The organism is Streptomyces sp. NPDC001415 (assembly GCF_053597395.1).
On sequence record NZ_JBSFIE010000010.1, the window covers coordinates 223,561 to 247,306 of the forward strand.

14 protein-coding genes and 1 pseudogene are annotated in these 23,746 nt (G+C 66.9%); 2 read left to right on the forward strand and 13 right to left on the reverse strand.

Annotation, left to right across the window (positions count from 1 at the left end; genetic code table 11):
* The first annotated feature begins 31 nt into the window (after positions 1 to 31).
* Positions 32 to 838 carry a transposase family protein gene (locus tag ACWC2B_RS16735; RefSeq protein WP_450717162.1) on the forward strand — a complete coding sequence of 269 codons (807 nt, stop codon included), beginning with the start codon at positions 32 to 34 and terminating at the stop codon, positions 836 to 838.
* A gap of 307 nt (positions 839 to 1,145) precedes the next feature.
* Here ACWC2B_RS16735 and ACWC2B_RS16740 read toward each other — a convergent pair.
* Positions 1,146 to 3,336 (reverse strand): annotated as a pseudogene (locus tag ACWC2B_RS16740) (RHS repeat-associated core domain-containing protein); the annotation flags it as partial.
* A 520-nt stretch (positions 3,337 to 3,856) separates the two neighbouring features.
* On the opposite strand from ACWC2B_RS16740, the gene ACWC2B_RS16745 reads away from it, so the two are divergent.
* On the forward strand, positions 3,857 to 5,911 hold the full coding sequence (locus ACWC2B_RS16745; RefSeq protein WP_450717163.1) for a PIG-L family deacetylase: 2,055 nt from the start codon (positions 3,857 to 3,859) through the stop codon (positions 5,909 to 5,911).
* 104 nt (positions 5,912 to 6,015) lie between these two features.
* Here ACWC2B_RS16745 and tuf read toward each other — a convergent pair whose 3' ends face one another.
* From tuf to nusG, 12 genes are all read right to left on the reverse strand, one after another.
* The gene (gene tuf / locus ACWC2B_RS16750) at positions 6,016 to 7,209 is read right to left on the reverse strand and encodes an elongation factor Tu (protein WP_053731194.1); all 1,194 of its coding nucleotides are present in this window, start codon (positions 7,207 to 7,209) and stop codon (positions 6,016 to 6,018) included.
* A 159-nt stretch (positions 7,210 to 7,368) separates the two neighbouring features.
* Positions 7,369 to 9,495 (reverse strand): elongation factor G, encoded by a 2,127-nt coding sequence (gene fusA, locus ACWC2B_RS16755; protein WP_189963081.1) that lies wholly within the window; start codon positions 9,493 to 9,495, stop codon positions 7,369 to 7,371.
* A gap of 39 nt (positions 9,496 to 9,534) precedes the next feature.
* Positions 9,535 to 10,005, reverse strand: coding sequence for a 30S ribosomal protein S7 (rpsG, locus tag ACWC2B_RS16760; protein WP_053731192.1), 471 nt, complete (start codon positions 10,003 to 10,005; stop codon positions 9,535 to 9,537).
* Between the two features lie 2 nt (positions 10,006 to 10,007).
* Complete coding sequence (rpsL, locus tag ACWC2B_RS16765; protein WP_003948652.1) at positions 10,008 to 10,379, reverse strand: 30S ribosomal protein S12; 372 nt, start codon at positions 10,377 to 10,379, stop codon at positions 10,008 to 10,010.
* Positions 10,380 to 10,811: 432 nt separating this feature from the next.
* The gene (locus ACWC2B_RS16770; protein ID WP_450717164.1) at positions 10,812 to 14,711 is read right to left on the reverse strand and encodes a DNA-directed RNA polymerase subunit beta'; all 3,900 of its coding nucleotides are present in this window, start codon (positions 14,709 to 14,711) and stop codon (positions 10,812 to 10,814) included.
* A 94-nt stretch (positions 14,712 to 14,805) separates the two neighbouring features.
* A complete protein-coding gene (rpoB, locus tag ACWC2B_RS16775) occupies positions 14,806 to 18,291 on the reverse strand; it encodes a DNA-directed RNA polymerase subunit beta (RefSeq protein ID WP_189963089.1) in 3,486 nt (1,161 codons plus the stop codon).
* Between the two features lie 613 nt (positions 18,292 to 18,904).
* Complete coding sequence (rplL, locus tag ACWC2B_RS16780; RefSeq protein WP_450717165.1) at positions 18,905 to 19,285, reverse strand: 50S ribosomal protein L7/L12; 381 nt, start codon at positions 19,283 to 19,285, stop codon at positions 18,905 to 18,907.
* A gap of 113 nt (positions 19,286 to 19,398) precedes the next feature.
* Positions 19,399 to 19,929 carry a 50S ribosomal protein L10 gene (gene rplJ / locus ACWC2B_RS16785; protein WP_450717166.1) on the reverse strand — a complete coding sequence of 177 codons (531 nt, stop codon included), beginning with the start codon at positions 19,927 to 19,929 and terminating at the stop codon, positions 19,399 to 19,401.
* 285 nt (positions 19,930 to 20,214) lie between these two features.
* Positions 20,215 to 21,150, reverse strand: coding sequence for a hypothetical protein (locus ACWC2B_RS16790; RefSeq protein ID WP_450717167.1), 936 nt, complete (start codon positions 21,148 to 21,150; stop codon positions 20,215 to 20,217).
* Positions 21,151 to 21,354: 204 nt separating this feature from the next.
* Positions 21,355 to 22,077 (reverse strand): 50S ribosomal protein L1, encoded by a 723-nt coding sequence (gene rplA, locus ACWC2B_RS16795; RefSeq protein WP_053731186.1) that lies wholly within the window; start codon positions 22,075 to 22,077, stop codon positions 21,355 to 21,357.
* Between the two features lie 88 nt (positions 22,078 to 22,165).
* Positions 22,166 to 22,600, reverse strand: a complete 435-nt coding sequence (rplK, locus tag ACWC2B_RS16800) for a 50S ribosomal protein L11 (protein WP_053731185.1) — start codon at positions 22,598 to 22,600, stop codon at positions 22,166 to 22,168.
* A 183-nt stretch (positions 22,601 to 22,783) separates the two neighbouring features.
* Positions 22,784 to 23,713 (reverse strand): transcription termination/antitermination protein NusG, encoded by a 930-nt coding sequence (gene nusG / locus ACWC2B_RS16805; RefSeq protein ID WP_450717168.1) that lies wholly within the window; start codon positions 23,711 to 23,713, stop codon positions 22,784 to 22,786.
* Positions 23,714 to 23,746 lie beyond the last annotated feature (33 nt).

A 23,746-nucleotide genomic window follows, 5' to 3' on the forward strand; every position in this document is an offset into this window, starting at 1 on the left:
TGGTGACGAGGCAGGGCCCCTCGTCGTTGGCGTGGTGATTCCACTCATCACACCGGCGACACGAGGGGCCCTGTTGGTTCCGCATCCTGCCACGATCGACGTGTCGCACGAGCTCGTCGAACACGTGGCCTGGCTTCTGTATGACCGCCGCCGAGAGATCAACTCCCGCTGGCGCAAGCTCGGTTGCTTCAAGCAAGCGCTGCCGGCTCTCGCGCGTCTACGGAAGAATGAGACACTCGCGCAGGTCGGCGCGGGCTTCGGTGTCTCCGAGGCAACCGCTTGGCGCTACGTCGACGAGACCCTGGACGTGCTTGCCTCATGGGCACCCGGCCTGCACGAAGCACTCACCGGTCTCGGCGAAGGCGACCACGTCATCGTTGACGGCACACTCATTCCGGCCGACCGCGTCCGGGCCGACGAGCCGTACTACTCCCAAAAACACAAGAAGCACGGCATGAACGTCCAGGTCATTGCCCGCCCGGACGGCACCCCGCTCTGGTTCTCACGGGCCACCCCCGGACGGACCCACGACCTGACCGCGGCCCGAGCCCACGGCATCGTCCAAGCGTGCCTGGCACGGCAGATCCTCGTACTCGCGGACAGGGCCTACCAGGGAGCCGGCGCCACCGTCCGCACCCCCTACTACCACCACCGCGAACAACCGCAGCACTGCCAGGAGTTCAACCGTGATCACGCCCGGCTTCGGGCTCCTGGAGAACGTGCCTCCGCGCAGCTGAAGGCCTGGCGACTACTCCGGCGGGCCCGATGTTCCACCCGGCGTATCGGCACCATCGTCCAGGCCGTCCACGCTCTCATGACCTGCACATATTCAGGATGAAAGAGGTTCACTGGACCAATGGGACGTGATTGTTAACCGAGGCCTTTTTGTCGCCAGGGTGTTCAAATATTTCGAAGTGCACATGAGGAATGTCTGGCCAGTGACCTCCCGCCAAGGAATCCGGATCCATGCGAAATTGCCTGAGTCCATCCGCACTACGGAACACCCCTCTATTCACCCCCTTCTCCGTGTACCCCTCCCCCAAGAGCCTCTGAGCGGCATCGAGAGCTTCATCAGGAGTGATCGGGTACTGGCTTATGATGCTCCCATCGCCCATTCTGTCGTGCGTCTCTGTGATTGCCGGATGCTCCGGGCATGGGGAGAGCCCCAGAGGATCGGTCCACAAAAATGGGTTCGGGACATAGGCGGACGGGTTTGGAGCAGGCGCCAGTCCCAGCGGATCCACCGAAAGATAGCGCGCGCCCTCCGGGTCATAATGCCGGAAATAGTTGTAATGCAGCCCCGTCTCAGGGCCGAAGTACTGACCCGGGAAGCGGAGTGGGGTGTAGGCGCGGGCGTCCGTGTTCCACGTCGTTGTGCCCCACAGGGTTGAGCGGGTGCGCCAGGCTATTTCGCCCCGTTCGTCGATCAGTTCGCTCGGGGTGCCGATCAGGTCGGTGACTATTGCGAAGAAGCGTTCGTCGATCGAGTCCTGTGGCGCGGGCGCCGTCGATATTCGTTCGGTCTGGGCGATGGGGCGCAGGCCCGCGTGGTCCCAGGTGAGGGAGACCGCCACGGCGGATGCGGACGACGACGTCGTCTGTTCGCACAGCGTCGTGCCGTCCCATGTGAACGACACCCGCTCCGCGACCGCCTCCCCCGCCATCCGCTCCTTGGCGATGCGGCGGCCCAGCGGGTCGTAGCGGTAGCGCCAGACCGTGCCGTCGGGGGGTGACGACGGAGGTCAGGCGGTCTTCCGGGTCCCAGGTGTAGCGCCAGGTGTCCGGCTTGCGCGAGAGGCGCTGTTTCTGGCGCAGGGTGACGCGGCCCTGGGCGTCGTGTTCGTAGCGGACCGAGCCCGCCCGGGTTATTCGGGTGCCCGTGTAGGCGCGGGGGCCCAGCGCTTCCTGGCCGGGGTGGGCCGCGGGCCAGGACGCCTCGGTCTGGTTGCCCGCCGTGTCGTAGGCGTACCGCTCCGACCAGTCCCCCGCCCGGACCGCCGTCACCCGGCCCGCCGCGTCCAGGTCGAAGCGGCGGGAGCCGGAGAGCTGGTCGTCCACGCCGGTCAGGTTGCCGTCGGCGCGGTAGTGGTAGGCGCGGCGCTGGATGGATTCGCCCTGCGCGCCGGTCACTGCCAGGTCCGTGAGGCGGCCCAGTGGGTCGAAGGCGTGGGCCAGGGTGATCGTTTCCCCGAACCGGCGGGTCAGCTCCCGCCCGGCCGCGTCGTGCGCGAAGGCGACCGTGCGGCCGGATGTGGTCAGTTCGGTGCGGTTGCCCGCCGCGTCGTACCTCCAGGCGCTGGCCGAGCCGCCCGGGGTCGTACGCCCGTTGCGGCGCCCCAACTCGTCGTAGGAGTACGACAGTTCGCGGCCGTTGACCGTCTCCGAGCGCACCCGTCCGTGCCGGTCGCGGAGCAGCATCAGCGTCGCGTCGGGGCCGCTGGCCTGGGCGAGCTGGTCGAAGATGTCGTACGCGAAGGTGGTGACCGCGCCCTCGACGTCCTTGCGGACCGCCTGGCCGAGCTCGTTGCGCTCGAACCGGATCGTTTCGCCCAGCCCGTTGGTGCGGGCGGCGAGGCGGCCCGCCGCGTCGTAGGCGTAGCCCAGCGTGCGGCCGTCGAAGTCGGTCTCCGTGATCAGGCGCCCGGCCGGGTCGTAGGCGTAACTCCACTCCAGGCCCTGGGGGTTGACGACCTTGGTCAGGCGCAGATCGGCGTCGTGCTCGAAGGTGTAGCGCACGCCGTCGGGGCCGGTTCGGGCCGTCAGGAGGTCGAAGTCCGTGTACTCGAAGCGGGAGACGGCGCCCAGCGGGTCGGTGTGGCTGGTGCAGTTGCCCTCGCCGTCGTACGTCCAGGACTCCTCGCTGCCGTCGGGGGCGGTGCGACGGGCGAGCCTGCCTTCCACCGTCCAGGCCAGACGCGTGGTCGCGCCCAGCGGGTCGGTGATCGTGACCGGCCGACCGAAGGCGTCCCGTGCGTAGCGGGTGACCGCGCCCATGGGGTCGGTGATGCCGAGCGGCAGCCCGGCCCGGTCGCACCGTATGCGGGTGGTGTGCCCGAGGCCGTCCGTCACCGCGGCGAGGTGGCCTGCCTCGTCGTACGTGAACTCGGTGCGCGCGCCGGACGGGTCGGTGACCGATGTGCGGTTGCCGCGCTCGTCGAAGCTCTGGCGCACGGTCAGGCCGTCGGCGCCGGTCACCCGGACCGGCAGTCCCGCCTCGTCGTAGACGATCGTCATCCGGCGCCCGTTGGGTCGTACGACCTCCGTCGGCCGGCCCGCCTCGTCATATGCGGAGCGGACGGTGCGGCCCAGCGGGTCGGTGCGGGACAGCGGGCGGTTGGTCAAGGCGGCGCCGCCGACCGCGCATCAGCCAAGGGGATCCTTCGCCGCGTCGACCGCATCCGTAGGGACAGGAAGCCCGAGCGCCATCGGCGACGGCCGGTAGTCGGGATTGTGGCTGAACTCCCCGGGCTCGCCCCGCTGGTCGACCGGCCATGCCCCGATGACCGCGTACGGCGGCACCGTCCCTCGCGGGTCGTACGCCGGGTCGATCGAATAGAGCCAGGTGCCCTCTTCGCCTGGGCTCTCATTGCCTCGGTGAGGAACCCATCCTGACGGAACCGCCCCACACGACCCTGGGCGCCCCCCTCGGCCGGCATCCCTCCGACCCGGGACGGCCCCCGCTACGCGACCCGCAAGAAACCCCCTCCACGGCAAGGACGTCACGCCCGGCCAGGGGGCGAACCTACAGCCGACCTGCCGCGCTACGCGTAGCGCTACGCCCACCTCCAGGCGTCACGCCCGCACCCGCTGGATAGCATCGCCGGTATCCCCTCGGCACCCAGCGGACGGAACGTACGTGTACGACGCAAGCGGTCGCGCGCAGCGCAGCGGTACCAGCAGGCCCACCCGTCGCGCGGCGCTCGGAGCCGCGGCCGCCGCCGGCCTCGCCGTCACCGTCGCGGGATGTTCCGTCCCCCCGACCGGGCGCACAGCGCCCCGCGCCGCCAAGGACACCCCCCTCACCGCACCCCCCAAGCCCCTCCTCCTCCAGATCCTCGCCCACCCGGACGACGACCTGTACTTCATGAATCCTGACACCCAGCACACCCTCGACTCCGGCGTTCCGCTGGTCAGCGTGTACGTCACCGGCGGGGAGGCCAACGGGGACAACCGGGTGGTGAGTGACACCGGGCCGCACGTCTACGACAAGGCCGCCTATTCGTCCGCCCGGCACCAGGGGCTGCGGCAGGCCTACGCCACCCTGCTCGGGCTCGACAAGTACGCACCCTGGCAGAAGTCCGTCGCCGAACTGCGCGGCGGGCACCGCGCCGAGGTCAACCGGCTCCAACACCGGGGCCGCAGCGTCGAGTTGGTGTTCCTCAACACCGCCATGCACACCCCCCTCGGGGGCCGGATGGGGCTGCCCAGCCTCTGGGAGGACCACCACCTCCAGCTGCCCGTCGTCATCGCGGAAGGGTCACCCCTCACCCGGGCCAAGGCCTACACCTACGACGACATGGTCGACGTGCTCGCCGGGATCCTCGACGACTACGCGCCCACCCTCGTCCAGACCCTCGACCCCGACCCCGACATCCAGCACAGCTCCACCGCCGACCGCCAGCACGACTCCGAGCAGCCGGGGTACGCCGACCACGCCGACCACACCGCCGCCGCCTCCTTCGCCTGGGCCGCGATGATCCGGCACGCCGAGCGGGGCAACGCCTTCCTCGCCACCGCCTACCGCGCCTACTACAACCGCCACTGGCCCAAGAACCTCCCCCCGAAGGTGCTCGCCGAGAAGGCCGCGCACCTCGTTCCGTACGGCGGGGACAAGGCATGGGCATGCGGGAACCCGGGCGGCTGCGGGGACTACAACGTCGGAGGGAACCGGCCGCTCACCAACTGGAAGGGGTGGGTGCGTTCCACCCACTACCGCCACCCCGGCACCCGGCTCGTCCTGTCCGCCGATGGCGCGTACGCCTATGGGGTCGTCGGGCTTCGCGCCGTCCGGTGGGCCCGGAACGGCGATGACAGCTGGGGCGACCCCGAGGACCTCGGCGGCTCGCCCCTCGCTCCCGTCCTCGGTGGCGCCACCCTCCCCGACGGCCGCCAGCTCCTCTTCGGGCTGCGGTTCTCCTCCCTCCAGGGACGTGCCGGCGCCAATACCCGGGAGATCGTCGCGCTCGAACAGGCCGTTCCCCACGGCAAGTTCGGGGCCTGGAAGGGACTCGGCAATCCCGAGCGCGGAGACGACCGCGGGCGGCGGATCGGGCCCCCGCTCGCCCTCGCCGCGCCGGACGGCCGCGTCCACCTCTTCGTGCGCAACGCCGACCGCGGCATCAGCTCCCGCATCCGGGAAGCGGACGGCGCCTGGTCGGCCTGGCGCGATCTCGGCGGGGAGTCCGTGCAGGAGGGGCTGAGCGGCACCGTCGACCGAAGCGGGCGCGTGCACGTCTTCGCGGCCGGCGCCGACACCGTGCACCACTGGACCCAGGCCGCCCCCGGCAAGCCCCTCGCCCCCGCCCCGTCCCGGCTTCCGCTCGCCGTCGACGCGGTGGCCCCGGTCCCGCTCGGCGACGGCGTACAGCTCCTGTACCGCACGTCCACCGACCCCAAGAAGGCCCTCCAGGACCCCGGCTCCCCGGCCTCCCCGCACCTCACCTCCGTAGGCCTCGACGGCAGCCCCACGGCACCCGTCAAGCTCGACGGGTACGGGCCGGTCGGCGCCGAAGCCGGATTCGTGCTGGGTACGGACGAGAAGGGGATTCTTCAACTGGCCGACAGGCAAAGGGTGTTGAGGCGCACCCAGGGCGTCGTGCCCGTCGGATCGCCCACCCTGTACGTACGCGACGGGCGGGCGCTCGCCGTCGGGCTCGGGGTCGACGCCCGGCCCTGGTCCTGGCGGCCGTAAGAGCCCGCGTCCAAACCTCCGGACAACGCGAAGAGCCCCGCACCTCGAAAGGTGCGGGGCTCTTCTGACAGCTCAGCGAGCTACCAGGTCAGACGGTCAAGTAATTACTTGACGATCTTGACGACCTGGCCGGCGCCCACGGTCCGGCCACCCTCACGGATGGCGAACTTCAGGCCCTCCTCCATGGCGACCGGCTGGATCAGCGCGACCGTCATGGCGGTGTTGTCGCCCGGCATGACCATCTCGGTGCCCTCGGGGAGGGTAACGACGCCGGTCACGTCCGTGGTACGGAAGTAGAACTGCGGGCGGTAGTTGTTGAAGAACGGCGTGTGACGGCCACCCTCGTCCTTGGACAGGATGTACGCCTGGGCCTCAAACTCGGTGTGCGGCGTGACCGAACCGGGCTTGATGATGACCTGGCCGCGCTCGACGTCCTCGCGCTTGATGCCACGAAGCAGCAGACCGACGTTCTCACCGGCCTGGCCCTCGTCGAGCAGCTTGCGGAACATCTCGATGCCGGTGACCGTGGTGGTGGTCTTCTCGGTCTTGATACCGACGATGTCGACGGTCTCGTTGACCTTCAGGACACCACGCTCGATACGACCGGTGACGACGGTGCCACGACCGGTGATCGTGAAGACGTCCTCGATCGGCATCAGGAACGGCTTGTCGACGTCACGCTCGGGCTGCGGGATCGCCTCGTCGACGGCGGCCATCAGGTTCAGGACCGACTGGCCCCACTCCTTGTCGCCCTCAAGCGCCTTGAGCGCCGAGACCTTGACGACCGGCAGGTCGTCGCCCGGGAACTCGTACTCGGAGAGGAGCTCACGGACCTCAAGCTCGACGAGCTCCAGGATCTCCTCGTCGTCCACCATGTCGGCCTTGTTCAGGGCGACGACGATGTACGGAACGCCGACCTGGCGGGCCAGGAGCACGTGCTCCTTGGTCTGCGGCATCGGGCCGTCGGTGGCGGCAACCACGAGGATCGCGCCGTCCATCTGCGCGGCACCCGTGATCATGTTCTTGATGTAGTCCGCGTGACCGGGGCAGTCGACGTGGGCGTAGTGACGCGACTCGGTCTGGTACTCGACGTGCGCGATCGAGATCGTGATACCGCGCTGGCGCTCCTCAGGAGCCTTGTCGATCTGGTCGAAGGCCGAGGCCTCGTTCAGGTCCGGGTACGCGTCGTGCAGCACCTTGGTAATGGCGGCCGTGAGGGTCGTCTTACCGTGGTCAATGTGACCGATGGTGCCGATGTTGACGTGCGGCTTAGTCCGCTCGAACTTCGCCTTCGCCACTGGGTCCTCCTGTGGAGTGGTTCTGTACGCCTTGCTTCATCGGCGCCAGGTGATCTTTGCTGGGATGCCGGGGCCCGGGGCATTCACCGCAAACCTGATGGTCTACGCCGAATGCCCCAGTGGCTCCGGTGACAAGCCTAAAGCGTGAACTCGGGAGAGTTACTCGCCCTTGGCCTTCGCGATGATCTCCTCGGCGACGTTCCGCGGAACCTCGGCGTAGGAGTCGAACTGCATCGAGTAGCTTGCGCGACCCGAGGTCTTGCTGCGGAGGTCGCCGACGTAGCCGAACATCTCCGAGAGGGGCACGAGGCCCTTCACGACGCGGGCGCCGCTGCGCTCCTCCATGGCCTGGATCTGGCCACGGCGGGAGTTGATGTCACCGATGACTTCACCCATGTAGTCCTCGGGCGTGACGACCTCGACGGCCATCATCGGCTCAAGGAGCACGGGAGAAGCCTTGCGCGCGGCCTCCTTGAAGGCCTGCGAACCGGCGATCTTGAACGCGAGCTCGGAGGAGTCGACCTCGTGGTAGCCACCGTCGAGAAGGATGACGCGGACGCCAGTCATCTCGTAGCCGGCCAGGATGCCGAACTGCATGGCCTCCTGCGCACCCGCGTCCACCGACGGGATGTACTCCCGGGGGATGCGGCCACCGGTGACCTTGTTCACGAACTCGTACGACGCCTCGCCGCCCTCGATGGGCTCGATCGCGATCTGCACCTTGGCGAACTGACCGGTACCACCGGTCTGCTTCTTGTGGGTGTAGTCCACGCGCTCGACGGTCTTGCGGATCGTCTCGCGGTACGCGACCTGCGGCTTGCCGACGTTCGCCTCGACCTTGAACTCGCGACGCATACGGTCGACGAGGACGTCGAGGTGGAGCTCGCCCATACCACCGATGATGGTCTGGCCGGTCTCCTCGTCCGAGTGCACCTGGAAGGAGGGGTCCTCCTCCGCGAGACGCTGGATGGCGACACCCAGCTTCTCCTGGTCACCCTTGGACTTGGGCTCGATGGCGACCTGGATCACCGGCGCCGGGAAGTCCATGGACTCCAGGATCACCGGGGACTTGTCGTCGCACAGCGTCTCACCGGTGGTGGTCTGCTTCAGGCCCATGACGGCGACGATGTCACCGGCGCCCACCGACTCGATCTCCTCACGCTTGTTCGCGTGCATGCGGTAGATCTTGCCGATGCGCTCCTTCTTGCCCTTGACGGAGTTCAGCACCGAGGTGCCGGCCTCCAGGCGACCGGAGTAGATCCGGATGAAGGTGAGCTTGCCCAGGTGCGGGTCGCTCGCGATCTTGAACGCCAGCGCCGAGAGGGGCTCCTCGTCGGACGGCTTGCGCTTGACCACGACCTCCGGGTCCTTGACGTCGTGGCCCTCGATGGCCTCGACGTCCAGAGGGGAAGGCAGGTAACGGACGACGGCGTCGAGCAGGGGCTGAACGCCCTTGTTCTTGAACGCGGTGCCACAGAACACGGGGGTGACGGTGGTGTCGCCGCCCTTGCCGGACGCGATGGTGATGCGACGCACCGCGGCGTACAGCTGCTCCTCGGTGGGCTCGACGCCCTCAAGGAAGAGCTCCATGATCTCTTCGTCGTTCTCCGCGACGGTCTCGACCAGCTTGCCGCGCCACTCTTCAGCAGCCTCGGTGTGCGTGGCCGGGATGTCGACGACGTCGTACATCTCGCCCTTGGTCGCTTCCGCGGACCACACGAGGGCCTTCATGCGGACCAGGTCCACAACGCCCTCGAAGTTGGCCTCGGAACCGATCGGCAGCTGCATCACGATCGGGGTCGCGCCGAGGCGGTCCACGATCATGTCCACGCAGCGGTGGAACTCAGCGCCGGTGCGGTCGAGCTTGTTGACGAAGCAGATACGCGGAACGCCGTAACGGTCGGCCTGACGCCAGACCGTCTCGGACTGCGGCTCCACACCGGCGACACCGTCGAACACGGTGACCGCACCGTCGAGGACGCGGAGCGAACGCTCCACCTCGACCGTGAAGTCCACGTGGCCCGGGGTGTCGATGATGTTGATGGTGTGGTCGACGTCCTCAAGCGGCCAGTGGCAGGTCGTCGCGGCGGACGTGATGGTGATGCCGCGCTCCTGCTCCTGCTCCATCCAGTCCATCGTGGCAGCGCCGTCGTGGACCTCACCGATCTTGTACGAGACACCGGTGTAGAACAGGATCCGCTCGGTGGTGGTCGTCTTGCCCGCGTCGATGTGAGCCATGATCCCGATGTTGCGGACCTTGGCCAGGTCAAGTGAAGTGGTAGCCATATCGGCTCAGTCTTCTCTCGGTCTCGATGTGGGTTGCGACTACCAGCGGTAGTGCGCGAAGGCCTTGTTGGACTCGGCCATCTTGTGGGTGTCCTCACGCTTCTTGACCGCAGCGCCGAGGCCGTTGGAGGCGTCGAGCAGCTCGTTCATGAGGCGTTCGGTCATGGTCTTCTCACGGCGGGCGCGGGAGTAGCCCACGAGCCAGCGCAGCGCGAGGGTGGACTGACGGCCGGGCTTGACCTCAACCGGAACCTGGTAGGTCGCGCCACCGACACGGCGGGACTTGACCTCAAGGGACGGCTTGACGTTCTCCAGCGCGCGCTTCAGCGTGATGACCGGGTCGTTGCCGGTCTTCTCGCGGAGACCCTCCATGGCGCCGTACACAATGCGCTCGGCGGTGGAGCGCTTGCCGTCCAGGAGGATCTTGTTGATCAGCGAGGTGACAAGAGGAGAGCTGTAGACCGGGTCGATGATGACCGGGCGCTTCGGGGCGGGGCCCTTACGAGGCATTCTTACTTCTCCTTCTTGGCGCCGTAGCGGCTGCGGGCCTGCTTGCGGTTCTTGACACCCTGGGTGTCGAGCGAGCCGCGGATGATCTTGTAACGAACACCCGGCAGGTCCTTCACACGGCCACCACGCACGAGCACGATGGAGTGCTCCTGCAGGTTGTGCCCCTCACCCGGGATGTAGGCCGTGACCTCGATGCCGGAGGTCAGACGCACACGCGCGACCTTACGGAGGGCCGAGTTCGGCTTCTTCGGGGTGGTCGTGAACACACGCGTGCAGACGCCACGGCGCTGGGGCGAACCCTCAAGCGCGGGCGTCTTGTTCTTCTCGACCTTGTCCTGCCGGCCCTTCCGGACCAGCTGCTGGATCGTAGGCACTACTTCTCCGGTTTCTGTGTGCCGTAGTAAAACTAACCTGGAACACGTCTCCGACCCACGCGGTCGGGTGTGTCGAATACTGCATGCTCCCGCCCGAGGGCAGGAGAAGCGCAGATTGCGGCGGCCGGTCTAGGAGCTCGCGCTGCGGACGTAGGCACGCAGCGGAGCCCAGGCACACCCCAGGCACAAGGTCTGAGCGTACCTACCTCATCGACTTGGGTCAAAACAAATGCCCACGCGCGGGCCTCCGCACCCCGTGGGACATGTCACCCCATACCCCTCCCGCTCCGGCCATGAGACGAACCGTCTCAGCAGATGGCCGTTCGGGAGCACTCCGGGGGGCCGGATCCGCTCCCCGGCCGGCCCCGAAAACCCCGAAGGGCGCCCACCCCGCACAAACGCGGGGTGGGCGCCCTTCGGCAGACGTACGCCTTACTGGTTGTACGGACCGTAGTCGTAGTCCTCCAGCGGAACGGCCTGGCCGGAGCCCGTGCCGAACGGCGAGTAGTCGATGTCGTCGTAGCCGACGGCCGAGTACATCGCGGCCTTGGCCTCTTCGGTGGGCTCGACCCGGATGTTGCGGTAGCGGGACAGACCCGTACCGGCCGGGATGAGCTTACCGATGATGACGTTCTCCTTGAGGCCGATGAGGCTGTCGGACTTGGCGTTGATCGCCGCATCCGTCAGGACTCGGGTCGTCTCCTGGAAGGAGGCGGCCGACAGCCAGGATTCCGTCGCCAGCGAGGCCTTGGTGATACCCATCAGCTGCGGACGGCCGGAGGCGGGGTGACCGCCCTCGGTGACCACACGACGGTTCTCGGTCTCGAACTTCGAGCGCTCGACGAGCTCGCCCGGCAGCAGCTCCGCGTCGCCGGACTCGATGATCGTCACGCGGCGCAGCATCTGCCGGATGATGATCTCGATGTGCTTGTCGTGGATCGACACGCCCTGCGAGTTGTAGACCTTCTGGACTTCGCCGACCAGGTGGACCTGGACCGCACGCTGACCGAGGATCCGCAGCACGTCGTGCGGGTTGGTGGCACCGACGGTGAGCTTCTGGCCCACCTCGACCGCGTCGCCCTCGCCGACCAGCAGACGGGCACGCTTGGAGATCGGGAACGCCGTCTCCTCGCTGCCGTCGTCCGGGGTGACGACGATCTTCTTGGTCTTCTCGGTCTCCTCGATCCGGACGCGGCCCTTGGCCTCCGAGATCGGCGCGACACCCTTGGGCGTACGGGCCTCGAAGAGCTCGACGACACGCGGCAGACCCTGCGTGATGTCGTCACCGGCCACACCACCGGTGTGGAAGGTACGCATCGTCAGCTGGGTGCCGGGCTCACCGATGGACTGGGCGGCGATGATGCCGACCGCCTCACCGATGTCGACCAGCTTGCCGGTGGCGAGCGAGCGTCCGTAGCAGAAGGCACAGGTGCCGACCGCGGACTCACAGGTCAGGACCGAGCGGGTCTTGACCTCCTCGACACCCGCACCCACGAGGGCGTCGATGAGCACGTCACCGAGGTCCACGTTGGCCGGCGCGATGACCTTGCCGTCGACGACGACGTCCTCGGCGAGCATGCGGGCGTAGACGGAGGTCTCGACGTCCTCGGTCTTGCGCAGCACGCCGTCGGCGCCCCGCTCCGCGATCTTGAGCTTGAGGCCGCGGTCGGTGCCGCAGTCCTCCTCGCGGATGATGACGTCCTGCGAGACGTCCACCAGACGACGGGTCAGGTAACCCGAGTCGGCGGTACGCAGGGCGGTGTCCGCCAGACCCTTACGGGCACCGTGCGTGGAGATGAAGTACTCCAGAACGGTGAGGCCCTCACGGAAGGACGCCTTGATCGGACGCGGGATGGTCTCGTTCTTCGCGTTCGACACCAGACCACGCATACCGGCGATCTGACGCATCTGCATCATGTTTCCTCGGGCACCCGAGTCAACCATCATGAAGATGGGGTTCGTCTTGGGGAAGTTCGCGTTCATCGCCTCGGCAACCTCGTTGGTCGCCTTGGTCCAGATCGCGATGAGCTCCTGCGTGCGCTCGTCCTTGGTGATCAGACCGCGCTCGTACTGCTTCTGGACCTTCTCGTCCTGCGCCTCGTAGCCCGCGACGATCGCCTTCTTGGCCTCGGGGACCACGACGTCGGAGATGGCCACGGTGACACCGGAACGGGTCGCCCAGAAGAAGCCGGCCGCCTTCAGGTTGTCGAGCGTCGCCGCCACGATGACCTTGGGGTAGCGCTCGGCGAGGTCGTTGACGATCTCGGAGAGCTGCTTCTTGCCCACCGAGTAGTCGACGAACGGGTAGTCCTCGGGCAGCAGCTCGTTGAAGAGCGCGCGGCCCAGGGACGTACGCAGCCGGAACGAGTCGCCCTGCTGCCAGGTCGTCTCGCCCTCCTCGTCGAGCGGCGGGGTCCAGCCGCGCGGCGGGACGGTGCCGATCGGGAAGCGGATGTCGACCTTCGCCTGGAGCGAGAGCTCCCGGGCGTCGAACGCCATGATCGCCTCGGCGGTCGAGTTGAAGGAACGACCGGCGCCCTTCACCTCGCGCTCCTCTTCGTCCGTGGTGAGGAAGAAGAGGCCGAGCACCATGTCCTGGGTCGGCATGGTGACGGGACGACCGTCGGCCGGCTTCAGGATGTTGTTCGAGGACAGCATCAGGATGCGGGCCTCGGCCTGCGCCTCCGCGGAGAGCGGCAGGTGGACGGCCATCTGGTCACCGTCGAAGTCCGCGTTGAACGCGGTGCAGACGAGCGGGTGGATCTGGATGGCCTTGCCCTCGACCAGCTGGGGCTCGAAGGCCTGGATGCCGAGGCGGTGCAGCGTGGGCGCACGGTTCAGCAGAACCGGGTGCTCGGCGATGACCTCTTCGAGGACGTCGTACACGACCGTGCGGCCGCGCTCGACCATCCGCTTGGCGCTCTTGATGTTCTGCGCGTGGTTCAGGTCGACCAGGCGCTTCATCACGAACGGCTTGAAGAGCTCCAGGGCCATGGCCTTGGGCAGACCGCACTGGTGCAGCTTCAGCTGCGGACCGACGACGATCACGGAACGCGCGGAGTAGTCCACACGCTTGCCGAGCAGGTTCTGACGGAATCGACCCTGCTTGCCCTTGAGCATGTCGGACAGCGACTTCAGCGGACGGTTGCCGGGGCCCGTGACCGGGCGACCACGACGACCGTTGTCGAAGAGCGCGTCGACGGCCTCCTGAAGCATGCGCTTCTCGTTGTTCACGATGATCTCGGGGGCACCGAGGTCAAGGAGACGCTTCAGGCGGTTGTTGCGGTTGATCACACGGCGGTACAGGTCGTTCAGGTCGGAGGTCGCGAAGCGGCCACCGTCCAGCTGCACCATCGGACGCAGGTCCGGCGGGATCACCGGGACGCAGTCGAGGACCATGCCCTTGGGGCTGTTGGAGGTCTGCAGGAACGCGGACACCACCTTCAGCCGCTTCAGCGCACGGGTCTTCTTCTGGCCCTTGCCGGTGCGGATGATCTCGCGGAGGCGCTCGGCCTCCTCATCGAGGTCGAAGGTCTCCAGGCGCTTCTGCAGAGCAGCGGCACCCATCGAGCCGTCGAAGTACGTGCCGAAACGGTCACGCAGCTCGCGGTAGAGCAGCTCGTCGCCCTCAAGGTCCTGGACCTTGAGGTTCTTGAAGCGGCTCCACACCTCGTCGAGACGGTCGATCTCGCGCTGCGAACGGTCGCGCAGCTGCTTCATCTCGCGCTCGGCACCCTCGCGCACCTTGCGGCGCACGTCGGCCTTGGCGCCCTCGGCCTCAAGCTCGGCGAGGTCCGTTTCGAGCTTCTTGGCGCGGGCTTCGAGGTCCGAGTCGCGACGGTTCTCGATCTGCTGACGCTCGACGGAGACATGCGCCTCCAGCGACGGCAGGTCGCGCGTACGGCGCTCCTCGTCCACGAACGTGATCATGTACGCGGCGAAGTAGATGACCTTTTCGAGGTCCTTCGGCGCGAGGTCGAGCAGGTAGCCAAGACGCGACGGAACGCCCTTGAAGTACCAGATGTGGGTCACGGGAGCGGCAAGCTCGATGTGGCCCATCCGCTCGCGGCGCACCTTGGCACGCGTGACCTCTACGCCACAGCGCTCACAGATGATGCCCTTGAAGCGGACGCGCTTGTACTTGCCGCAGTAGCACTCCCAGTCCCGGGTCGGACCGAAGATCTTCTCGCAGAAGAGTCCGTCCTTTTCGGGCTTGAGGGTGCGGTAGTTGATGGTCTCCGGCTTCTTGACCTCACCGTGGGACCACTGACGAATGTCGTCAGCAGTGGCGAGGCCGATCCGCAGCTCGTCGAAGAAGTTGACGTCGAGCACTTGTCGTCAATCCCTCTTTCGGGGTCGATTCTTCAAGATGGTCTGAGGGGGGTCCGGGGACGGCGGGGGCTCTAGCGAGCCCCCGCCAGACCCGTCAGACCTCTTCGACGCTGCTCGGCTCGCGCCGGGACAGGTCGATACCGAGCTCCTCCGCAGCGCGGAAGACGTCCTCGTCCGTGTCGCGCATCTCGATGGACATGCCGTCCGAGGACAGCACCTCCACGTTGAGGCAGAGCGACTGCATTTCCTTGATGAGCACCTTGAAGGACTCGGGAATGCCGGGCTCAGGGATGTTCTCGCCCTTGACGATCGCCTCGTAGACCTTCACGCGGCCGGTGACGTCGTCGGACTTGATGGTCAGCAGCTCCTGGAGGGCGTACGCGGCGCCGTATGCCTCCAGCGCCCACACCTCCATCTCACCGAAGCGCTGGCCACCGAACTGGGCCTTACCACCCAGCGGCTGCTGGGTGATCATCGAGTACGGACCGGTCGAGCGGGCGTGCAGCTTGTCGTCGACCAGGTGGTGCAGCTTCAGGATGTACATGTACCCGACCGAGATCGGGTCCGGGAACGGCTCGCCGGAGCGGCCGTCGAACAGGTTGGCCTTGCCGGAGGGCTGGACCAGCCGGTCGCCGTCGCGGTTCGGGATCGTGGCCTCGAAGAGACCCGTGATCTCGTCCTCGCGGGCACCGTCGAAGACCGGGGTCGCGACGTTGGTACCGGCGGCGACCTGGTCGGCGCCGATGGCCTGCAGACGCTGGGCCCAGTCGTCGGCCAGACCGGAGACGTCCCAGCCGCGGCTCGCGAGCCAGCCGAGGTGGATCTCCAGGACCTGTCCCGGGTTCATTCGGGACGGGACACCGAGCGGGTTGAGGATGATGTCGACCGGAGTTCCGTCCTCAAGGAACGGCATGTCCTCGATCGGAAGGATCTTCGAGATGACACCCTTGTTGCCGTGACGGCCGGCGAGCTTGTCACCGTCCGTGATCTTGCGCTTCTGCGCCACGTAGACGCGAACCAGCTGGTTCACGCCCGGCGGCAGCTCGTCGCCCTCTTCACGGTCGAAGACGCGGACGCCGATGACCTTGCCGGTCTCGCCGTGCGGCACCTTCAGCGAGGTGTCACGGACCTCGCGGGCCTTCTCACCGAAGATCGCGCGCAGCAGGCGCTCCTCCGGCGTCAGCTCGGTCTCACCCTTGGGCGTGACCTTGCCGACGAGGATGTCGCCGGCGACGACCTCGGCACCGATACGGATGATGCCGCGCTCGTCGAGGTCGGCGAGGACCTCCTCGGAGACGTTCGGGATGTCCCGGGTGATCTCCTCCGGGCCGAGCTTGGTGTCACGGGCGTCGACCTCGTGCTCCTCGATGTGGATCGAGGAGAGGACGTCGTCCTGCACGAGGCGCTGCGACAGGATGATCGCGTCCTCGTAGTTGTGACCCTCCCACGGCATGAACGCCACGAGCAGGTTCTTGCCCAGCGCCATCTCACCCTGCTGGGTGGCGGGACCGTCGGCCAGGACCTGGCCCTCGATCACGCGGGCGCCCTCGTCGACGACAACCTTCTGGTTGACCGAGGTGCCCTGGTTGGAGCGGGAGAACTTGGCGATCCGGTACGTGGTGTACGTGCCGTCGTCGTTGGCGACGGTGATGTAGTCCGCGGAGACCTCCTGGACGACACCCGCCTTCTCCGCCTTGATGACGTCACCGGCGTCGACCGCGCAGCGGTACTCCATGCCGGTGCCGACGAGCGGCGCCTCGGACGTGATCAGCGGCACGGCCTGACGCATCATGTTCGCGCCCATGAGGGCACGGTTGGCGTCGTCGTGCTCAAGGAACGGGATCATGGCGGTCGCGACCGACACCATCTGGCGCGGCGAGACGTCCATGTAGTCGACCTCGGTGCCGGGCACGTAGTCGACCTCGCCACCACGGCGGCGGACCAGCACGCGCGGCTCGGTGAACCGCATCTCGTCGTTGAGCGCGGCGTTGGCCTGCGCGATGACGAAGCGGTCCTCCTCGTCGGCGGTGACGTAGTCGACCTCGTCGGTGACCTGGCCGTCGACGACCTTGCGGTACGGCGTCTCGATGAAGCCGAACGCGTTAACGCGGCCGTACGAGGCGAGCGAACCGATCAGACCGATGTTCGGGCCTTCGGGCGTCTCGATCGGGCACATGCGGCCGTAGTGAGACGGGTGCACGTCACGGACCTCGAAGCCGGCCCGCTCACGGGAGAGACCACCCGGGCCGAGCGCCGACAGACGGCGCTTGTGGGTGAGACCCGACAGCGGGTTGTTCTGGTCCATGAACTGCGACAGCTGGCTGGTGCCGAAGAACTCCTTGATGGAGGCGACGACCGGCCGGATGTTGATCAGGGTCTGCGGCGTGATCGCCTCGACGTCCTGGGTCGTCATGCGCTCACGCACGACGCGCTCCATACGAGCCAGACCCGTACGGACCTGGTTCTGGATGAGCTCGCCGACGTTGCGCAGACGACGGTTGCCGAAGTGGTCGATGTCGTCGGTCTCGACGACGATGTTCCGACCCGACTCACCGACGGTCTCGGTCTCACCGGCGTGCAGCTTGACCAGGTACTTGATGGTCGCGATGACGTCGTCGGTGGTGAGCACGCCCGCGTCGAGGGGCTCATCCGCGCCGAGCTTCTTGTTCACCTTGTAGCGGCCGACCTTGGCGAGGTCGTAGCGCTTCGGGTTGAAGTAGAGGTTCTCCAGCAGCGTCTGAGCGGCCTCGCGCGTCGGCGGCTCGCCCGGGCGCAGCTTGCGGTAGATGTCGAGCAGTGCGTCGTCCTGGCCCTGGGTGTGGTCCTTCTCCAGGGTGGCGCGCATGGACTCGTACTCGCCGAACTCCTCAAGGATCTGCTCGGTGGTCCAACCGAGAGCCTTCAGGAGAACGGTGACGGACTGCTTGCGCTTGCGGTCGATGCGGACACCGACCATGTCGCGCTTGTCGATCTCCATCTCAAGCCAGGCACCCCGGGACGGGATGATCTTGGCCGTGAAGATGTCCTTGTCGGACGTCTTGTCGATGTTGGAGTCGAAGTAGACACCCGGCGAGCGGACCAGCTGCGACACGACGACACGCTCGGTGCCGTTGATGACGAAGGTGCCCTTGTTGGTCATGAGCGGGAAGTCGCCCATGAAGACCGTCTGGGACTTGATCTCGCCGGTCTCGTTGTTGGTGAACTCGGCGGTGACGAAGAGCGGGGCCGCGAACGTGAAGTCGCGCTCCTTGCACTCGTCGATCGAGTTCTTCGGCGGCTCGAAGCGGTGGTCGCGGAAGGTCAGGGACATCGACCCGGAGAAGTCCTCGATCGGGGAGATCTCTTCGAAGATCTCCTCCAGACCGGACTTGGTGGGGACGTCCTGTCCACTCTCGAGAGCGGCCTCGACCCGAGACTTCCAAGCGGCATTGCCGAGCAGCCAGTCAAAGCTCTCGGTCTGCAGCGCAAGAAGGTTCGGAACCTCGAGGGGCTCCTTGATCTTTGCAAAGGAGATGCGCAGCGGGGCGGTGCTGGCGCCGTTGTTCGTATTGGCGGTCGAGGCGTTGCGCGAGGCGGCCAAGAGGGGGTCCTTCCGAGGGCTCGGACTCACTACGCGCGTACCGGTCCCACGTGGGCACAGAGAGAGACGTTTCCCGACGCGGCCGAAGACGGCCAGGTCAGGCAGTTCAATCAAAGATGCTCAAGCGAGGGCATGCCCCTGGTGACGGGCAGGGGACAGCTAACAGGCAGCGCAAAGGGACAGTGTAGCCACTCGGCACACTGATGTCCAGGGCGGATTTTTCGAGACCCGCATTTCTCTTCTCAAGTACCTCGGTACCTCGGTCAGCCGTGCGCCGCGCAGACGCAGATTAGTACTGCCCTCTTCGCCGTCGATCCATGCCTCGGATCCGGATCGTTGTGACGACGCGTCCTGAGAATTGCGCGCTGCGTGCGGTTCGTCAAGACCCCTCCGCTCCCCGGAGATCGCCGCGGGAGCCGTGCGGGGCGTACGCCTGCGTCCTCGCCGAGCAGACGGCGAAGATCACCATACTCCCCGACGGGCCCCGTGCAAGGCTGACGTCACGGGTACGCCGAAGGGCGATCACCCGGATGGGTGATCGCCCTTGGCGGTGTCCAGCGGCGCGCGAGCGCGCCTGCGAGACGGGTGCGGGTCCAGCTGGACCCGCGAGGTGTTACTTGACCTCGACGGAGGCGCCAGCGGCCTTGAGGGACTCGGCAGCCTTCTCGGCGGCCTCCTTGGCGACCTTCTCAAGGACCGGCTTCGGGGTGCCGTCGACGAGGTCCTTGGCCTCCTTCAGACCCAGGGAGGTCAGCTCGCGCACGACCTTGATGACCTGGATCTTCTTCTCGCCGGCGCCGGTGAGGATGACGTCGAACTCGTCCTGCTCCTCGGCGGCCTCAACGGCGGCCGGGCCGGCGGGGCCGGCAACGGCGACGGCCGCGGCGGCGGTGACGTCGAACTTCTCCTCGAAGGCCTTCACGAACTCGGAGAGCTCGATGAGGGTCATCTCCTCGAACTGGGCGAGCAGGTCTTCCTGGCTGAGCTTCGCCATGATGGGCGATCCTTCCACTAATTCGGCGGGTGCCGGATGTACATGTAGGCGGGCGTACTTTCGGCCCGCTGCGACCGTCGCCCTAGCGGGCGACGATCAATGCGCGAGCCGAATTACTCGGCACCGCCCTGCTCGGCGAGCTTGACGCGAAGCGCTTCCGCGGTGCGGACGAACTTCGACGGCAGCGCCTGGAAGAGCGAGGCAGTCTGGGACTGCTTGCCCTTGAACGCGCCGGCCAGCTTGCTGAGCAGAACCTCGCGGGACTCAAGGTCCGCAAGCTTCTTGATCTCATCGGCGGACAGCGCCTTGCCATCAAGGACACCGCCCTTGATGATCAGGTTCGGGTTCTCCTTGGCGAAGTCACGAAGACCCTTCGCCGACTCCACCGGGTCACCGGTGATGAAGGCAACCGCCGTCGGACCATTGAACTGGTCGTCGAGCGAAGTGATCCCGGCCTCGTTGGCCGCAATCTTGGTCAGCGTGTTCTTCACCACGGCGTACTGGGCGTTCTCACCGAGCGAACGACGCAGCGTCTTGAGCTGCGCCACGGTGAGACCCCGGTACTCGGTCAGCACGGCGGCGTTCGAGCTGCGGAACTGGTCCGCGAGCTCGGCTACCGCGGCAGCCTTGTCGGGCCTTGCCATAGAGCGTCGGCCTCCTTCCGGGTGATGAGGACCGCTCAGAAGGGGCTGAACAATACGAAACGCCCCGGCGCAGGCGCACGGGGCGTAGCTCAACCAGCTGCACTCAGAAGAGGAACATCCGGGAACTTTCCACGGTCACCTGCGCGGGTCGTCCGCATCCAGCGGATCCTTCGGCCACCGCCCCTTCGAATGAAGGCACGGCAACGACCAGCGGTCTTTGGCTTCTGGGGAAGCGTACGTTACGTGGTCCGTGTCAAGCAAATCCGCCCATACGGACCCCGCGACTCAGGCGGCGTCGCCCATGTCCAGGCCCTTCTTGTCCAGGCCCTTCAGCATGTCGGCGAAGTCGTACGTGTCGCCCGCCGACGGCGCCTGCACCGTGTTCTTGGTGCCGTAGTCCGAGTAGTGCGCGCTCATCGCGATCTTGCCCTGGGGGGTGTCGACGCCGACGTTCATCTGGACCGGGTAGCCCGCCTTGTTGAGCCAGAGCTCGGTGTCGTAGCCCTTGATCCCGGCCGTCTTCATCCCGTCGATGAGCTTCTGGCGCTCCTGCGCGGACAGGCCGTCCAGGCCCTGGTTGCCGGCGACCATCTCCTCCAGCGTCAGGGTGCCCTTGTAGTGCTCCGCCGGGGCGCCGTCGATCTGCTCGCTGCCGAGGTGCTTCACGTTCGGCGAGTCCGTCAGGAGGGCGAGCTGCTGGGCCGGGTCCTGGTTCTGCGCGCCGCCGGTCAGCTGCTGGGCCATCGCGTCGCCGCCGGCGTCCTTGGCGAGGGCGCCGAGGTCCATCTTCATCCAGCGCTTGCCGTCATGCCCCTGAGCCGCCTCGGGACCCAGGTCCATGTACATGACGTTGTTCACCATGACCGTACGGAACTTGTCCGGGGCACCGGGCCTGCCCTTGAGGGCGGCCGCGCTCGTGGTGAAGTCCATCGCCGCCGGGTTCCACGACTGGACGCCGGACATCTCCATGTCACCGGCACCCGCGCCCGCCGTGGACGGCATCGACATCTTCATGGTGACCTTCGCGGACTTGGCCGCAGAGGTCTTCTTGTACGCCGCCTGGAGCGCCGTGCGCGCCGCGTTGGAGCTCGACTGCCCGGCGGTCTTCCCCGGTGCGTCCCCGGCCTTCTTGGAGTCCCCGCTCTGGCACGCGGCGGCCCCCGCCACCAGCACCGCGACCGCCGTCAGGGAGATTCCGGCGCGCTTGACGGACCTGCTCATCTTGTCCCACCCCATTGATCAAAACCGACGAAAACTGTCACAACCGTAACGCGGCGCACTGACAGCACAAACAGAAAAAACCGGCCCCCGCGCCTCTGACGAGGTGCGGGGGCCGGTCTCAGTACGCGACGCACGCGACGTACGTGTCAGTAAGTCTCAGTACGCCTCAGTGCGCGAACCCGCGACTGCCGGTGATCCGAGGGATCAGACGGCGGCCGGGTCCTCCTCGACGAGGAGGTTGCGGGTGCGGTTCGAGTCGAGGGAGATACCCGGGCCCATCGTGGTGGTGATGGTCGCCTTCTTGATGTACCGGCCCTTGGCGGCGGACGGCTTCAGACGGAGGATCTCCTCCAGAGCCGCACCGTAGTTCTCCACCAGCTTGGCGTCGTCGAAGGACACCTTGCCGATGATGAAGTGCAGGTTCGAGTGCTTGTCGACGCGGAACTCGATCTTGCCGCCCTTGATCTCCTCGACCGCCTTGGCGACGTCGGGGGTGACCGTGCCGGTCTTCGGGTTCGGCATCAGACCACGGGGACCGAGCACGCGGCCGAGGCGGCCGACCTTGCCCATGAGGTCCGGGGTGGCGACGACGGCGTCGAAGTCCAGGCGGCCCTTCGAAACCTCGTCGATGAGCTCGTCGGAGCCGACGATGTCGGCGCCCGCGGCAAGCGCGGCCTCGGCACGGTCGCCGGTCGCGAAGACCAGGACCCGGGCGGTCTTACCGGTGCCGTGCGGGAGGTTCACGGTGCCACGGACCATCTGGTCGGCCTTGCGCGGGTCGACACCCAGGCGGAAGGCGACCTCGACGGTGCCGTCGAACTTGGTCGTGGAGGTCTCCTTGGCGAGACGGACCGCTTCGAGCGGCGCGTACAGCTTGTCCGCGTCGATCTTGGCGTCCGCAGCGCGGAGAGTCTTGCTGCGCTTCACTTCAGCTCCTGTGTTGGTTCAGGCATGGAGTCGTGGTGCGGGCCAGCGCTTGGCCCTACCACTGGAGGTCAAACGGGGTGAGCTGAGATCAGCCCTCGACCGTGATGCCCATGGAACGGGCGGTGCCGGCGATGATCTTCGACGCGGCGTCCAGGTCGTTGGCGTTCAGGTCGGCGAGCTTCGTCGTGGCGATCTCGCGGACCTGGGCCTCGGTGATCTTGGCGACCTTGGTCTTGTGCGGCTCGCCGGAGCCCTTCTCGACACCAGCGGCCTTGAGGATCATCTTCGCGGCCGGCGGAGTCTTGGTGATGAAGGTGAAGGAGCGGTCTTCGTAGACCGTGATCTCCACCGGGATCACCCAGCCACGCTGCGACTCGGTCGCGGCGTTGTAGGCCTTGCAGAACTCCATGATGTTGACGCCGTGCTGGCCGAGCGCGGGGCCGACCGGCGGGGCCGGGTTCGCCGCACCGGCGTTGATCTGGAGCTTGATAAGCCCCGTGACCTTCTTCTTCTTGGGAGGCATTGCTCTCTCCGGGTCCTAGTGAGAGTGAACCGCCTGCATCCGATCAACCGGATGGAGGCATACCGCACAACGATAGCGGGTATAGCTGTGCGGCTAAAAACCGAGCAGGTCAGAGGGGCTGCGAGAGCCTCTCTGACCTGCTCGGAAGTGCTGGTTCCAGAAAGCGCCGGTTGGCTACGGCTGCTAGTTCTTCTGGATCTGGTCGAAGCTCAGCTCGACCGGGGTCTCGCGGCCGAAGATCTCGACAAGGCCCTTGACCTTCTTCGAGTCGGCGTTGATCTCGTTGATGGTCGCCTGCAGCGTCGCGAACGGGCCGTCCGTGACGGTGACCGAGTCGCCCACCTCGAAGTCCAGGACCTGGACCTCGACCTTGCGCTGCGGAGCCGGCTTGCCCTCGGCCTCGGCGGCCTCGCGGGCGGCCTTCTCCTCGGCCTCCGGGGCGAGCATCTTCACGATCTCGTCGAGGGTCAACGGGTACGGGTCGTAGGCGTTGCCCACGAAGCCGGTGACACCGGGGGTGTTGCGGACGACGCCCCAGGACTCGTTCGTCAGATCCATGCGGACGAGAACGTAACCGGGCAGCTTGTTCTGCCGGACGTTCTTGCGCTCGCCGTTCTTGATCTGGACGATCTCCTCTTCGGGGACCTCGGCCTGGTAGATGAACTCCTCGACGTTCAGCGAGACGGCACGCTGTTCGAGGTTGGCCTTCACACGCTTCTCGTAACCGGCGTACGTGTGGATGACGTACCACTCGCCGGGCAGGAAGCGGAGCTCCTGGCGCAGGGCCTCGACCGGGTCGACGGGGGCGGCGGGCTCCGCCGGCTCCTCGTCCTCGTCGGCTTCGGCGGAGGCCTCGGCGGACTCCTCGGACGCGTCCTCGTCCTCGTCCTCGACGGATTCGACGGAGGCCTCGGCCTCGTCGGAAGCCTCGACGGCTTCGGCCTCGGGCTCGGCGTCGTCGGACTCGACGTGCAGGGCAGCCTCTTCGGCCGCTTCGCCCGCAGCGGCGTCGGCAGCCTCGGCCTCGTCCTCGTCGGCCGCCTCGATGATTTCGAGCTCGTCCTCGACGGACTCGACCGACTCGATGGCGTCGTTCAGGTTCGGGTCAGACACGGTGGCTGCTTCTTCCTGGCTACAGATGGGGTG

Excerpts from the sequence above, each read along its gene's own strand:
- rplJ (WP_450717166.1), bottom strand. The coding sequence starts at position 19,929 with ATGGCAAGGCCCGACAAGGCTGCCGCGGTAGCCGAGCTCGCGGACCAG.
- rplK (WP_053731185.1), bottom strand. The coding sequence starts at position 22,600 with ATGCCTCCCAAGAAGAAGAAGGTCACGGGGCTTATCAAGCTCCAGATC.
- fusA (WP_189963081.1), bottom strand. The coding sequence starts at position 9,495 with ATGGCTACCACTTCACTTGACCTGGCCAAGGTCCGCAACATCGGGATC.
- rpsG (WP_053731192.1), bottom strand. The coding sequence starts at position 10,005 with ATGCCTCGTAAGGGCCCCGCCCCGAAGCGCCCGGTCATCATCGACCCG.
- rplL (WP_450717165.1), bottom strand. The coding sequence starts at position 19,285 with ATGGCGAAGCTCAGCCAGGAAGACCTGCTCGCCCAGTTCGAGGAGATG.
- ACWC2B_RS16790 (WP_450717167.1), bottom strand. The coding sequence starts at position 21,150 with ATGAGCAGGTCCGTCAAGCGCGCCGGAATCTCCCTGACGGCGGTCGCG.